Source organism: Candidatus Neomarinimicrobiota bacterium (genome assembly GCA_034716895.1).
GTDB lineage: Bacteria > Fidelibacterota > UBA8477 > UBA8477 > JABMPR01 > JABMPR01.
The window spans coordinates 5,175-19,518 of sequence record JAYEKW010000086.1 but is presented as its reverse complement, the minus strand read 5'-3'; the positions used below and the strand labels follow the sequence as shown (position 1 = coordinate 19,518).

Here is a 14,344-nt window from a genome sequence, read left to right as displayed (position 1 = left end):
GCTAGTCCTTTCTCAGATCGTGCATCAATAATTGTTGGTCAACCAAACGCACTAAAATAGGAGCGAATAGAGCAAACAGTATGGTATTTGAAGTTATGTGCATGATAAAAAACACCAGCCCCGTAACAATGGTTCCCCAGAGGGTTCCCTCGACCATCCCTGAGCTGAGCGGAAAGCTCAACGCAGTCAATACATCGTATATCAGGGTAATCACAAATCCTGTGACACCCAGAGCAACTGCTTTTGCAATTGGATGTTGGAGCGATCTGATGGCTGGTGCCAGCAAACCGCCTAACCCACCACCAATTCCAATACCCACCACCTGAAAAAGAAGCAATATTGGGTAACCCAACCCTGAGCCAATGGGATTTAAAGTAGAAAAAACAGCCTCCCCGATCACGGCCACAATAAAACCCCTTTTAGGTCCCAGAGCCACACCACCGAGAAAAGCTGAGAGAATCACCAGCTCCAGATTGGGGATAAATGAGCAGACTATTCCTACGGTGACGATGAGTCCAGTCCAGAGCGACATCAGAGCCAAGCGGCGATATTCTACCAAAGACATGCTCATATCAATTTTGATCAACTCCATCCGGATCAAGTTCCCCCTTTAAGAGCGGCACCCTGAAATAATTATATCGATTGGTCCAGGCGCCTGTTTCCTGATCCTGTTCCATGGCGACAGACATCATATTCATCCGGGCATCCAACTCATCTATATGATGCAGGAGAAGGGCCTCCTTGAATTTCGGGAGTTTGGGTGATTGCCATTCGTACTTCCCCTGGTGGGCAAGGATCATGTGCTCGACTTTCAGCTGTAGATCAGGTGGAAAACCATTGATTCCTGACATGGTATCCCGAGCCAGATCCCGCCCCAGCACAATATGCCCCAGCAGTTTTCCTGAGTCTGTGTAGCCTGGCTTACTGGCTGGATTCAATTCGATGATCTTGCCTATATCATGCAGCAGAATCCCGGTCAGCAGAAGATCCCGATCAACTGCATAGTGATCTGCCAGCACGACCCCCAACCTGGCCATGGAAAAAACATGTTCCAGATAGCCCCCCACCCAGGCATGGTGAAGTTTCATTGAGGCCGGGTGTTGTTTGATCACGGCTCCATGCTCTTTGTATATTTTGCTTATAAGAGACTTTAAATGATCATTTTTCATCTCTTTAATGATCTTACCCAGTTCGCGCCACATCTGATTTATACTTGACTTGCTGGAGGGAATGAGCTTGGTGAGATCAAATCCATAATCAGCATGTTTTTCAGGGATCGCTCTGCCGATATCTTCAATCTCCAATTGGAGACGCTGGGCGTACTCGCTCACCCGCCCTTTTACAACAACTGCATCACCCTCATCAAAGGATTTTTCAAATGCAGGAACATCTTCCCACACTTTAGCCTCGATAGAACCACTATTATCCTGAAGCTGCAATTGCAGATAGGGATGATTGGTTCGGGTGCTTCGTAAATGTTTTTCCCTTACCAGGAAAAATCCCTGGATGTGAGTATTCTTCTTGAAATTCTTGATCTGAGTGATCTTTGCTTTCATAATGCTAATTGCCTTTTTGCTTTTTCTGCGTTCACAGTTTAATCCGGAATCAGGTAACAGACAAATTCATAACGTCATTCAGGATAAACAAACCGGTTTGCCGTGAACACTATTTGGGGGTTGGGTTGGATTAAATTGTAATCGATTCGGAGTTGAAATACAAGCTTATTCCTACTTACAATTCAGGTGGGTTACATCTATTATTATATGGGTAAAGCCTGATAAGAATTACGGCGATCAGTTGTCCTTGAGATAATCCTCATAATCTTCTGGCCGATTTAAATTGGCCAGGGGCCGTTCGCCGCGCATCGGAAAATGATAGACTGGACAACGATTTAAAGCCTTGTGGATCGCTAATTCACCCTTTTCCAAAGCCGCCCTGAAAATAGGGATACAATTCTTGCTGTAAAATGCGAATAAAGGCTCCTCCCGCCCGTCAATACAGACGGGTATCACAGCTGAAACATGATCCAGATGACTGCGCATCTTCTCTACCAGCTTCATATCAATGTTGGGAATGTCCACAGCGACTACAAAACTATAGTCAGTATGGGTAGCCGCCAGGGCTGTGGTTAAACCTTCCAAAGGACCATTCCCGGGGTGGCCATCTTTAATGACAGGTAAGTTTAGGTAGGCCAGTTTGTCTGGATCGTTGGCAGAAATGATGATCTCATGAAAATGCTGTTTTAACAGGCTGATCTGTCGCTCCAGTAAATTCTCATGCCCCACCTTGAGGAAGCGTTTATCCTCCCCCATTCTTTTGGCACTACCTCCGGCTAGAATGATGGCAGTACATGAATTACAGGGAGATGTTTTCATACTCTGATCCCTTCCAGGATCCTCAAGTGCTTGTTCCAGACTCGATAAATCCCTTAACGGTTGCTGACAGGCTTAGTTCCCGCGAATATAAACGATAAGCTGCTCTTCAATAGCTTTTTGATAAGCCAGAAAACCAGAGATTTGCTCGATCTTTCTATCGTCTTGATTGGGTCTGTTACAGAATGAAACTCGTCATCTTTGTCGCCTATCTGACGCTGCTCAGTTTGTGCATCATGCTGAGACACTGTATCACCCTTGTTCGCCGACGTACACCATTTTCAGTTCTAAAGTAGACATTAAATCCAAAATATCACCCTACGCTTTGCAAGCTACTGGCGACATGTTTTTCTTTTTTACTCCCCGTGCGATTTTCGATAGAAAATTCGCACTGCTTCGCTTTACATGTGAAGCCTGCCTGCGTGGGGACCGACTTCGGCTTAGGCAGGCATAGCTGCTTGTCAAGGCGTAGCATGTAGTGCGAAGCTATGGTGAACATTTTAAGTGTGTTATGCTGAGTTCATCGAAGTAAAGTGAAAATGGAAAAGATGCAGGAGTTATGGCTCATTTTGAAGTGAATATGGTATTACTAATATTTGTCAGTGAAGGAAGTGTGCAATACGACATGTGACCTGCGTATCAACCATAATTCAGAATAGCCCAATTCACCCTTTGACACCCTTGCAACCCCTTGTGTGTCAAACTATATTGGGCGGCTTTTTTTAATCCAAATAATTGTATACGCTATAGTGAGCGCAGGAGGAACAACAACATGGGTGTGATGAACAAAATGCGGGACAACATGGCTGGGATTATGATCTTTCTAGTCGTTGTTTTCGTGCTAACCATGAGTGTCGGTGGATTGGTTGGAGGAGCCGATATTACAGATCTTATCGGTGGTAATCAATCCAACGTCTTTACTACGGTGAATGGTGAGGAACTGACCCGTGAGAACTTCATGCGTTCCTTGCAAAATGAGCGGGAAAATTTCAGACAAAGAAATAGTATTGAGCCCAATGAACAACAGATGATTCAAATGACAGATCAGATCTGGGAGACCATGGTGACTCAGATCCTTATTCGTCAGACCATTGAGGAACAGGGCATTCATGTTTCCCCCGATGAGATCAAATACTTTTTTACCGAGAACGTCCACCCCACTATCCAACAGTACTTTATGTCTGAAACAGGCGAATTCGACTACAATGCCTACCAGGAGGCAGTCAACGCTCCAGAAGCAGCCAATTTCTTTGCTGCCATGCGTCAACAGGTCGCTGCCATTGTTCCAGTGGAAAAACTTCAGCAAAAAGTAATTGCCACGACTCAGGTATCAGAGGCTGAGGTCCGTGCTGAATACATGCGTAATGAGGTCATCTATGACATGGAATATCTTTTTGTAAAGAATTCCCTCTGGAAAGACAATGAGACTGAAGTTTCAGAAGCTGAATTGCAAAATTACTATGATCTGAATCTTGATGATTTTCAGCAGGAAGAAACCCGTTTCCTGAACATCATTTCAACCGAGATTAAAGCAACGAATTCAGACACAACCCGGGCTCTCAATTTGATCAATGATGTGAAAGATGAGATCCTTAATGGTGCCAGTTTCGAATCAATGGCTGAGATTCATTCAGAAGGACCGACAGGTCCCAATGGTGGATACCTCGGTTGGTTTGGCAAGGGTAAAATGGCTCCTCCATTTGAAAAAGCTGCTTTTTCAGCTCCCGTTGGTGAAATTGTTGGTCCAGTATTAACTCAATTTGGTTATCATCTGATCAAGGTTGAAGCCAACCGGGTGGAGAACGGTACTCCAGAGGTTGAAGCCCGTCATATTCTGGTGGAGATACGACCCAGCGAAACCACTCGCGACAAAATCAGACGAGACCTGAAGAATCTGGAATTTCTGGCAGATGAGATTGGATTTGACCAGGCTGTTGATTCACTCGGAATGGCAGCGCGCAAGTCCAATAAGCTTCTTCAAAAGGATACTTATATCTCCGGACTTGGATCCTTCCAGTCTGCTGTTCGCTTCGCTTATCTCTCTGAGATAGGGGCTCACAGCAAAGTTTTGCAAAATGATAATCATCTTGCAATATTCCAGTTATCTGAGATAATACCTGCTGGTGACCGTCCTTATGATCAAGCAAAGGTGACCATCAAACGCAATGTTACCAATCAGAAAAAACAGGCGATGGCTAAATCTGTCGCTGACGATCTGCTAGCCAGTTTAAATGCAGATAGCGACTGGTCCACTGTTCAGATCGAGGGTCGTGAGGGTCTTTTGCATCAAGTAGTTGAGGGAGCACAGGGTAATGCAAGCATCAGGGGGCTTGGTCGTTACCAGGAGATCTTTGGTTTTCTTGCAAATGCTGAAATTGGTAATATCTCTCCGGTTTTTGACACCCCTCGGGGCTCAGTCATTGTGCGCTTGAATGCTCGGAGTGATTTTGATGAAGCAGCTTACATAGCCAGCTATGATGCCTTGTATCTGAGTCTAACTCAGAACCGTCAGAATGAGGTCTGGAACAAGTATTTGGAAGATCTCCGTGAGGGTGCAGACATAACTGATAATCGTCTGCGCATGCTCTAATATTTCACATTAGCTAAGTGTTGAAAGAGGCTGTCAGCAATGGCGGCCTCTTTTTTTTGGGGCACATGTTCAATTATTTATTTTGGGTGAACTCGACTTTGATCCAAACATCCAAGTCAGTTTGGTCGGGTCGGCTTCCCCCCGGCATACCAGGTCGTCCACCACCTTGACCCCCACCTCTTTTACCGCCACCTGAACCACCTCGGCCACCGCTGGACATTCCACCACCAGACATCCCCCCTCGACCACCGGCAGGTAGATTGCTTTTATCAAATGCAGAATTTATTCCCACACCAAGCGGCTGACCCGGTGCATAGTCCTGCCCCAGAAGCGCCAGGGGAATTTGGTATTCCATAAAAAACCCACCATCTCCTGAAAAAGCAACAGCTAACAGATCCGCTGGCCCCAAACGTTCCCGGTCTTTAGCATCAACAATGATGAGATCAAGATCGCCGTTGAAAGGGGAAGCATTCCGAAACATAGACGCATCTCGTTCTCCAGCACCCATTCTACTTCGCCGGTTTTCAGATGACCCTGGGCGACGATCCATGGGTATAAGGCTCTGAAATTTGAAACCGAGGTCCTCATGTTTTTTACCTCTGGCATCGACCCAGATGGTTAAACCCCGCATGGCCAATTGACGCTCAAAGCTTCGGTCCATACTATTGATAGCCACATAGAGATAGTTTTTATCATGACTTATGCCCACGGCAAATTTTTCATTTTTTGGAATTTCAAAGCGCCCCGCCCACTCCAGCTGTTCACCATCGATCCGGAAATCAGCAGTTGCCGGTTCACTCAGATATTTTGTCCCGCTACAGGACTGAAGTCCCAGTAGTACAGCCATGATCAATAGATAGTTCATGTGTTTTGACATTCCAACTCCAATGATTTCAGTTATAATAACCTTTCTTTGATACCAGAATGTCAAAAAGGTTAAGAAGTGTTAAGAAGTGTTAAGAAGTGTTTCAGTATTTTCTGATAATTCTGATTCATGCCGGTGTATTTCCCCACTAAGCATATATTCGACATCTTCTGCAATATTGGTACAGTGATCAGCAATACGTTCCAAATAGCGTGAAATGGCCAAAATTTCCATCCATTGGCTTATCCTTTCCGGGCTTTCCTGCATGTGTTCACCGATCACATGGTACATAGATTCATGTAAAGTATCGACCCGATCATCTTCAGCCATCACTTCAGTCGCTTTTTCCCCATCAAGATCTATTAACGCATCCAGACTGTTCTTGAGCATTTTCTGAGTGATCACAGCCATTTCAGGGATCTGACTGGGTATTTCAAGGATATCCTGAACTGACAGAGAAGCTGCTCGTGCCGCAATATTTGCCGTCAGGTCTCCAATACGCTCCAAGTCGTTATTGAGCTTCAGAAAAGCAACGATATATCTTAGATCAATGGCAACTGGTTGATAGAGGGCAAATATCTTTAAACAATCCTCTTCAACTTCAACTTCCATCTCATCAATAATATCATCTCGTTTAACGATTCTTCTGGCTAGTTCACCATCACGTTCTAATAAAGCTTTGATACTCTCCCGCAAATTCTCTTCAACCAGGGTGGCTTCTTGAATAATTTTCTTTTTGAGATTCTCGATCTCCCGATGTAAATGTTGTATCATTTTATCTCCAGCCATCATCCAAATCTCCCAGTAATGTAATCTTCCGTTTTTTGTTGTTGAGGAGTTGTAAATATCTGTACTGTTGGGCCATACTCGATCATGGCACCTTCAAAAAAGAAAGCAGTATGATCAGAGACACGAGAGGCCTGCTGCATATTGTGTGTAACGATAATGATGGTGTATTTTTCCCGTAACTCACCAATCAATTCTTCGATTCTGGCTGTGGATTTTGGATCAAGAGCAGAAGCCGGTTCATCCATGAGAATCACTTTTGGCTCAACTGCCAGAGCTCGAGCAATACACAACCGCTGCTGTTGTCCGCCTGATAAGGCCATAGCGCTATCCTGAAGTCGATCCTTGACCTCATCCCACAGGGCAGCCCCTCTTAGACTATGTTCCACAATCTCATCAAGTTTCATTTTGTTCTTTAAGCCATGAATACCTGGTCCATATGTAATATTATCATAAATGGATTTTGGAAAGGGGTTAGATTTTTGAAAAACCATTCCCACCTCTCGTCGCAATCTGACTACATCGGTTTTGGAATCATACAAATCCACACCACTCATGCTGATTTTCCCAGAGTGGTGTGTCCCGGGAATAATGTCATTCATGCGGTTAAACATCCGTAGAAAAGTGGATTTGCCACACCCGGAAGGACCGATCAGGGCAGTCACCTGCCGATCAGGGATTAACATATTGATATCAAATAAAGCCTGATTACTACCATAGAAAAAATTGACTTTTTCTGCCTGTAGTTTGGCTTTTATTTTTTTCACCATTGGATTTTCTTTCGGTAATGATTTCTCAATACAATTGCTGTTAAATTAAAAAATACAACAATGATGATAAGCACCAGAGCTGTTCCATACTGCATGGGTAATACTTTTTCAGTATCAGGATGCTGCGTAGCCAATACATAGAGATGATATGGAAGTGCCATGACCTGATCAAAGATTGAATTTGGTAACCGGGGGAGAAAAAACGCCGCCACCGTTAAAAGAATTGGGGCAGTTTCCCCGGCTGCTCTCCCGATACCAAGAATAGATCCCGTAAACATTCCGGGAAGGGCGTAGGGTAGAACATTGGTATAGACAGTTTGCCATTTGGTTGCTCCCAGGGCTAGGCTAGCCTCCCGCAAACCCATGGGAACAGCTTGAAGCGCCTCTTCACTAGAAACAATAATCGTTGGCAAGATCATAAATGCCAGGGTTAAACTCCCAGCTAAAATTGAGGCTCCAAACCCAAAGAAGAGGACGAATAGTCCGAGTCCAAAAAGCCCAAACACAATTGAAGGTACGCCAGCTAAGGTAATAATAGCCAATCGAATTGTCTGATTTAAGCTCCCCTGCAGGGCGTATTCAGATAAATAGATCGCAGAAGCCATCCCCAGGGGTAAGGCGAAAATAATGGCACCAAAGACCAGATATATCGTTCCAATTATGGCAGGATAAATGCCGCCTTCTGCTCCACTTCGCCGAGGGAAACCACTTAAGAACTCCCAACTGATCGTAGGAATCCCTTGTATAAATATATCGAAGAGCAAATATCCAACAATTAATACAACCGAGTAGGTAACTCCCCTGACCAGGTTGAAGACAAGTTTCTCTTGAGTTGAAGGGGTCATCGCATCTGATACTTTCTTAAGACTTTTTGGGCGATCACATTTAACCCAAAGGTCATTATCAAGAGTACAATTCCAACCCAAAATAGTGCTTGATAGTGATGACTGCCAAAGGCGACCTCCCCCATTTCAGCAGCTATCGTTGCTGTCATCGTACGGACTGAGCTAAAAGGATTCAGCGTTAACTTTGCAGCATTTCCGGTCACCATGAGGACTGCCATAGTTTCGCCAATTACCCTTCCCATACCCAACATGATTGCCGCAGTTATTCCAGGAAGTGCTGCTGGAACAATTATTCTAAAGATGGTTTGTAAGCGATTCGCCCCCAAAGCCAGTGAAGCCTCGCGGTAGGATCGCGGAACACTCTGAATAGCATCTTCGCTCACAGTGATCACTGTTGGAATGGCCATCAGGGCTAACAGAACAGCACCTGTAATAGCTGTGAGCCCCGTGGGCAGATCGAATAGATCCTTGATCAATGGGCTGAGGACGACAAGACCAAAGAATCCGATGACCACAGAAGGGATCCCTGCTAATATTTCGATAAAGGGTTTTAAGAAACTACGCTCTCCTTGAGTTGCTATCTCTGCGATATAGATGGCTCCCAATACGCCAAAAGGAATCATTAGAACAGTTGCAAGTAACGTCACCAGAACAGATCCAGTGATAAGAGGCAGTAAGCCAAAAAGCTCTGCATTAAAAGAAACAGGGATCCACCTCAAATGAAACAGATCTGAGATTCCCGGATCATTGATAAATGGCAGTGCTTCTTTCCCCAAAAAAACAAAAATCAGAAGTACGATCAAGACACTGGTAGAAGCAGCTCCTACCAGTACCGTATAAATCGCTTTATCTCGCCAGGAGTGCATGAGTCTTGATTATTAACCCGGTGGATATTAAACGAGCGGGAACGGACATTGAGGTAATATGGGAATTGTTCATATGAATAATGCCCGCCACATTAATAGTTTACAGGTACGTATCCAGCTTCCATGACAATAGCCTGACCGTCTTCAGAAAGCACAAAATCGATAAAGTCTTTTGTCGCGCCTGTGGGAGTCCCATTTGTATAGAAGTGAAGGGGTCGGGCAATGCTGTAGGTATCATCCTGGACCGTAGCCACAGAAGCTGAGATGGCAGGTGTATCAGCAGCATCTTTTATACCTAACATTTTTACTTTTTCACCAGCTTGTGTTCCATACCCAAGTCCTACATAACCTATGGCCCACGTATCTTGAGCAACACTCTGGATAATTGCCGCTGTTGAGGGCATGAGCAAGGCTTCCTGTGTGTAATCCTTCTTATTCATCACTCTTTTTTGAAAAAAGACATACGTTCCTGAGCTTGATTCACGGGAAAGGATAACGATGGGTTCATCCGGTCCACCGACCTCTTTCCAGGATGTATAGGCACCAGTATACATTTTACCAATTTGTTCAATACTTAGTTCACTAATTGGATTAGCCGGATTCACAACCACTGCAATACCATCACGAGAGGTGACGATCTCATTGGGAGCCAATCCTTTTTCCAATGCTAATTTTTCTTCTGTACTTTTAATCCTGCGAGATGCAATACAAATATCAGTTGTTCCATTAAGCAGAGCTGCAATCCCAGTTCCTGATCCACCACCAGTCACTGAAATATCTACATCTTTATGGGTATCCATATAGACTTCAGCCCAATTACTGGCCAGGTGAACCATGGTATCAGAGCCCTTGATACTGATGTATTTGACCGTTGCTGTTTCGTTTTTAGATTCTTTTTCCCCACCACAATTGCTCATAAGCACTAGGGTCAATAGCGCTAAACTAATAGTAGATATCATTCGTTTCATTTTCTTTTCCTCCTCATCAGTTGTTATCCCAACACCTCGCTCTATACTGGGTTTTGAATGTTTGATTCGTGTGAGTGTTTGGTGAGATTTTGAATTGATTGCGATCAAATCATAGGTTCGAAAATACTGAATAGCTCTGGTTTTTTTGAGAATTCCCGTGATCCCATGATCTTCACTCAACCTGCTGTTCACGACGGGCAATTTCTATAATTTGCACGACAGTTTGTAAATGACAAAGCGAGATTACCACAGGTGCTTTGCTCCCTCATGCTATTTTTTTTGGAACTCTTGTCACTACACCCTCATGTTCTTCCTCACAGAAACCTCATCATATTCTACTGATTCACTCACCTAACCAAAATATTCAGCTAACACTTCAAGTGCATCCTCCTGCCGTCGTGAAGGACAAAAGATAGTGGTGTTGAAATGTGTGTGAAAAAGGAAGAACAAATTGACCAAAATAATTATAGCACTTAGTACTTTACTCATCCTCCCAGCACTGGGATTTGGACAGAACACTGGCAGTCTCCAGGGAATCATCACTGATTCAGAAACTGGTGAAGTGCTCATCGGAGCAAATGTTATCGTCCTCGATAATGGAATTGGGGCAGCTTCAAATCTAGATGGATTCTTTGAAATCCGAAGTATCAGACCAGGGATCTATACGCTAAGAGTCTCATATATAGGCTATGAAATAAAAAATATTGAGAACATTCAATTTAATGCCGGGATTACCAATCGGCTGGATATTGTTATGAGCGCGGAAGCCATTAGCGGCAGTTCTGTCGTTGTTGAGGCTGAAACCAAACCAGGGGCTGCACTCTCAATGTTACAAGAGCGTCAGGAATCATCCAACATGGAGGATGCGATTGGTGCAGAAGAAATGTCCAGAAGGGGGGATTCTAATGCTGCTGACGCGTTAAAACGCCTACCTGGTGTAACCGTAAGGGAAGGGAAATTCCCCATCGTTAGAGGACTTGGCGAACGCTATACCTCCACGCAAATGAATAGCGCCCCAATCCCCTCACCTGAACCGGACAAAAAATCAGTCCCCCTGGACCTATTCCCCAGTTCTTTATTAGAAAGTATTGTCGTTTTGAAAACCTTCACCCCTGATCTTCCAGGTGTATTCGCTGGGGGTAGTATTAACATCAAGACCAAAGCATATCCAGACGAACGTCTAATCAACCTGAACGTCTCGTTAAGCGACAACACAAGTTCATACGCAGGTGCAGCATTTCGAAGCACTGCCAGAGGGAAAAATGATTTTTTTGGTTTTGATGATGGGTCACGTGCTCTGGGAGATGATATTCCGCAAAACCAAATACTGTCACCTGCCCAAAATTATCAACCGGAAGGGATGAATTCAATTCAGTGGTACGGTCAGATCGGTGAATATAGCCGTGGCTCTCTTCCAAACTTCATTGCTTCAAAAGTCAAAACTGGTAAGCCCTTCAGCGCAGGGTTTGATCTTGGAGACCGATATGAGATAAACGAACATTTAGAATACGGTTTCTTTACCAATATAGTTTTCAAGAATGCTTACAAATCACAGGTCATGGAAAGTTCTCAATTTGCCCTCAATCGAGCAGGTGACGATAATGAAGAGAATTCAGCCTATTTGTATCCCTACACCGAGCGTAGCAATGAGATTTCAGAATACAGAACAAATCTCGGTGCAAATATCAGTGCTGGGCTTAAGTACAAGAATAAACACAAAATAAAGCTCCAACGGATTTACACGCATACCTCTAGTGACAAGCATACAATTTCCACAGGCTATACACCCAATATTGAATCAGGTATTTTTATCAGTGACCATTATATCGAAAAAACGATTAAGAATACCAGCCTCAGTGGTTCAAGCCAGTTTACTTTAGGACCTCAACACAATATCGAATGGAATTACAATTCAGGCCTATCGACGCGCTATGAACCCGATCATTCATCCCATAACTATTCAGAGCGTGTTGTTAATGCGGATACAGACTCATCCTATAGCTATTACATAATCGACCGGCAGGCTCAGAAGATTGCCTATCGCGATTTTACAGATGGTAGTGATGCCAACCTATCATTCGATTTGCACTATGAACTTAAAATCCCGTTGGATATACAAAATGCTATCAAGCTGAAAGTGGGTTTTAGGGACCAGGATAAGTCCAGAACCTTCGAAAAGCGTTCCTTTGCCATTACAAATTCATCCAGCTCAAGCTGGGCAGATTCGGTCCTCAATATCTACCCTGATATGGAATTTGGACAATCATTTGATGCGCTGAACTTTTTTGAACGTGATACTGCTACTGGGGATTGGACTCACGGGTTATTGATGCTGGACGAAACTGCTAAAAACGCATTCAATGGCTATACAGCGCAGGAACTGACCAAGGCTTTCTATACCATGGCATCCATCCCCCTTCTCAGTAGAAGTGCCTGGTCACTTCAGTTTGAGGGAGGAGCGCGTTACGAAAACTATAACATGAAATTGGATAGCTATAATCCGGTGACAGGTGCATCAGCCACAACAATCTATGGTGACCCTGCCAAGGCTCACTTGACACAGCAGGTTGTACTCCCCTCTCTCAATTTGATTTATAAAAAGGATGATGGACTCAATGTGAGAGCAGCCTATTCACAAACGGTTGGGCGACCGGAATTTAGAGAATTGGCACCGATGGCTTATCAGGAATTCTATCAAGGTGAAGTTGCCATTGGGTTCCCATTTTTAAAGAATTCTGAAGTTACGAATTATGACCTTCGTAGCGAATTTTACCCGTCAGCATCTGAGCTTATCTCAGTGGGTGCATTTTTTAAAACATTTGAGAATCCCATAGAAGTATCGATGATTTCGACCCCTGATCTGGATTACAAAACCTTCCAAAATGCAGAAACAGCTCACACCTATGGTCTTGAATTCGAGTTGCGAAAAAAGCTGCCTATTCCATTAACCAGAGGTTTCGGAAGTATATCCTTTAATACAACTATTTCAGAATCTGAAGTCACCGTTAGTGATACGGTCTACCTATTTAACGGTACGAGCTACGCGAATTCATCTTCCACAAAAAGCAGATCACTGCAGGGTCAGTCAAATGTTATGGTAAATGCAGCAATCGACTACCGGTCACCGGGAGGATATACCTTCGCTTTGGCATATAATACATACACCAAGCGCATCAGTTCTGTAGGTGTTGGTGAAGTGGGTGACATCTATGAATTCCCTTTCCATTCCCTGAATATGACGACTGGAAAAAAGCTTGGATCACTGAAATTCAGTCTGAAAATAAAAAACATTCTCAATTCCCAAGTACGATTCGGACATATCGAAGCGTCGTCAGGTGCTCTAAAATTGCGTAAAGTTTACTCGCCAGGACTGGCATTCAGTCTGGGAGTGAAATATCAACTACAACAAAAAAGGAGTTAAGACTCAAATGAAAAATAGTTTACTATTATTACTGATCGGAACACTGGTTTCTGGCCTGTTCGCTATCGACCATACCGGGGAAATCATCTCTGATGAAGTATGGAATGCATCAGATGAACATTTGCTTACGGGACAGGTCTTTGTCAAACCAGGGGTCACTCTGACCATCCAGGCTGGCACGACGATCAAGGCTAACGAAGATGATGGTGCAGGTCTAGCCCCTGCCCTCGTTATCGAAAAAGGGGCTGTAATCATGGCTGAAGGAACGGCCACTGCTCCAATCACCTTCACAACTGTCCTAACAGCAGATGAAATGCTGGATCCCCGAGGTAATTGGGGTGGAATTATCATTTTAGGTGATGCACCCATCGCCGTGGATGGTGGCAGCAGCTTCGTGGAAGGTCTTGAGGGAATCCCCTACGGCGGAACCAATGCCGATGATAACTCAGGTGTATTGCGCTATGTTCGGGTTTGGCACGGTGGTCGCTCCATTGGTCAGGACAATGAGATCAATGGAATTACCCTCGCTGGGGTTGGCCGTGGAACAACGATTGAATACTGTGAAGTTGCCCTAAATCTGGATGATGGTTTTGAGATGTTTGGGGGAACTGTGGATCTCAAATATTGTAATGTTCTGTTCGTTGGTGATGACGCATTTGATGTAGATGAAGGTTACCAGGGTCGCGGGCAGTTCCTGTTTGCCATGGTCGGTGCGGATGCAGGTAATCGAGCTCATGAAATGGACAGCAAAACCAATGGTGACCTTAACTCAACCCCTCGATCACACCCAGTCTGGTACAATGTAACCCTGGTGGGTTCAGGCAGCACAACTGCCACTGCTGATAATGACCAAATGCTCAG

The 14,344-nt window shown here is 44.3% G+C and carries 12 protein-coding genes; 3 read left to right on the top strand and 9 right to left on the bottom strand.

What is annotated here, in order from left to right; translation table 11 throughout:
- Position 1: 1 nt before the first annotated feature.
- The 3 genes from U9Q77_05810 to U9Q77_05800 form a co-directional block, all read right to left on the bottom strand.
- Positions 2–592: a hypothetical protein gene (locus tag U9Q77_05810; protein MEA3286872.1), complete on the bottom strand. Its 591-nt coding sequence runs from the start codon at positions 590–592 to the stop codon at positions 2–4.
- Positions 573–1,556 carry an HD domain-containing protein gene (locus U9Q77_05805; protein MEA3286871.1) on the bottom strand — a complete coding sequence of 328 codons (984 nt, stop codon included), beginning with the start codon at positions 1,554–1,556 and terminating at the stop codon, positions 573–575. The genes U9Q77_05810 and U9Q77_05805 overlap by 20 nt, the downstream gene beginning before the upstream one ends.
- 237 nt (positions 1,557–1,793) lie before the next feature.
- Positions 1,794–2,375, bottom strand: coding sequence for a molybdenum cofactor guanylyltransferase (locus tag U9Q77_05800; GenBank protein MEA3286870.1), 582 nt, complete (start codon positions 2,373–2,375; stop codon positions 1,794–1,796).
- Between the two features lie 769 nt (positions 2,376–3,144).
- On the opposite strand from U9Q77_05800, the gene U9Q77_05795 reads away from it, so the two are divergent.
- Entirely contained in the window at positions 3,145–4,962 is a 1,818-nt protein-coding gene (locus U9Q77_05795; protein MEA3286869.1) for a SurA N-terminal domain-containing protein, read from the top strand.
- Positions 4,963–5,035: 73 nt separating this feature from the next.
- Here U9Q77_05795 and U9Q77_05790 read toward each other — a convergent pair whose 3' ends face one another.
- From U9Q77_05790 to U9Q77_05765, 6 genes are all read right to left on the bottom strand, one after another.
- On the bottom strand, positions 5,036–5,839 hold the full coding sequence (locus tag U9Q77_05790) for a hypothetical protein (GenBank protein MEA3286868.1): 804 nt from the start codon (positions 5,837–5,839) through the stop codon (positions 5,036–5,038).
- 69 nt (positions 5,840–5,908) lie between these two features.
- Positions 5,909–6,601, bottom strand: coding sequence for a phosphate signaling complex protein PhoU (gene phoU / locus U9Q77_05785; protein MEA3286867.1), 693 nt, complete (start codon positions 6,599–6,601; stop codon positions 5,909–5,911).
- Positions 6,602–6,615: 14 nt separating this feature from the next.
- The gene (gene pstB, locus U9Q77_05780) at positions 6,616–7,383 is read right to left on the bottom strand and encodes a phosphate ABC transporter ATP-binding protein PstB (GenBank protein ID MEA3286866.1); all 768 of its coding nucleotides are present in this window, start codon (positions 7,381–7,383) and stop codon (positions 6,616–6,618) included.
- Positions 7,377–8,228 carry a phosphate ABC transporter permease PstA gene (pstA, locus tag U9Q77_05775; GenBank protein MEA3286865.1) on the bottom strand — a complete coding sequence of 284 codons (852 nt, stop codon included), beginning with the start codon at positions 8,226–8,228 and terminating at the stop codon, positions 7,377–7,379. Before pstA ends, pstB begins: the two co-directional genes overlap by 7 nt.
- A complete protein-coding gene (pstC, locus tag U9Q77_05770; GenBank protein MEA3286864.1) occupies positions 8,225–9,094 on the bottom strand; it encodes a phosphate ABC transporter permease subunit PstC in 870 nt (289 codons plus the stop codon). The genes pstA and pstC overlap by 4 nt, the downstream gene beginning before the upstream one ends.
- Before the next feature lie 92 nt (positions 9,095–9,186).
- Positions 9,187–10,062: a PstS family phosphate ABC transporter substrate-binding protein gene (locus U9Q77_05765; GenBank protein MEA3286863.1), complete on the bottom strand. Its 876-nt coding sequence runs from the start codon at positions 10,060–10,062 to the stop codon at positions 9,187–9,189.
- Positions 10,063–10,513: 451 nt separating this feature from the next.
- On the opposite strand from U9Q77_05765, the gene U9Q77_05760 reads away from it, so the two are divergent.
- Both U9Q77_05760 and U9Q77_05755 read left to right on the top strand, forming a co-directional pair.
- Positions 10,514–13,483: a carboxypeptidase-like regulatory domain-containing protein gene (locus U9Q77_05760; protein MEA3286862.1), complete on the top strand. Its 2,970-nt coding sequence runs from the start codon at positions 10,514–10,516 to the stop codon at positions 13,481–13,483.
- A 7-nt stretch (positions 13,484–13,490) separates the two neighbouring features.
- Positions 13,491–14,344: hypothetical protein (locus tag U9Q77_05755; GenBank protein MEA3286861.1), on the top strand; the 854-nt coding region annotated here is incomplete at its 3' end.

Bases quoted from the DNA above. Each gene is read 5' to 3' on its own strand.
- U9Q77_05810 (MEA3286872.1), bottom strand. From the start codon at position 592: ATGGAGTTGATCAAAATTGATATGAGCATGTCTTTGGTAGAATATCGC.
- U9Q77_05805 (MEA3286871.1), bottom strand. From the start codon at position 1,556: ATGAAAGCAAAGATCACTCAGATCAAGAATTTCAAGAAGAATACTCAC.
- U9Q77_05800 (MEA3286870.1), bottom strand. From the start codon at position 2,375: ATGAAAACATCTCCCTGTAATTCATGTACTGCCATCATTCTAGCCGGA.
- U9Q77_05795 (MEA3286869.1), top strand. From the start codon at position 3,145: ATGGGTGTGATGAACAAAATGCGGGACAACATGGCTGGGATTATGATC.
- U9Q77_05790 (MEA3286868.1), bottom strand. From the start codon at position 5,839: ATGTCAAAACACATGAACTATCTATTGATCATGGCTGTACTACTGGGA.
- phoU (MEA3286867.1), bottom strand. From the start codon at position 6,601: ATGATACAACATTTACATCGGGAGATCGAGAATCTCAAAAAGAAAATT.
- pstB (MEA3286866.1), bottom strand. From the start codon at position 7,383: ATGGTGAAAAAAATAAAAGCCAAACTACAGGCAGAAAAAGTCAATTTT.
- pstA (MEA3286865.1), bottom strand. From the start codon at position 8,228: ATGACCCCTTCAACTCAAGAGAAACTTGTCTTCAACCTGGTCAGGGGA.
- pstC (MEA3286864.1), bottom strand. From the start codon at position 9,094: ATGCACTCCTGGCGAGATAAAGCGATTTATACGGTACTGGTAGGAGCT.
- U9Q77_05765 (MEA3286863.1), bottom strand. From the start codon at position 10,062: ATGAAACGAATGATATCTACTATTAGTTTAGCGCTATTGACCCTAGTG.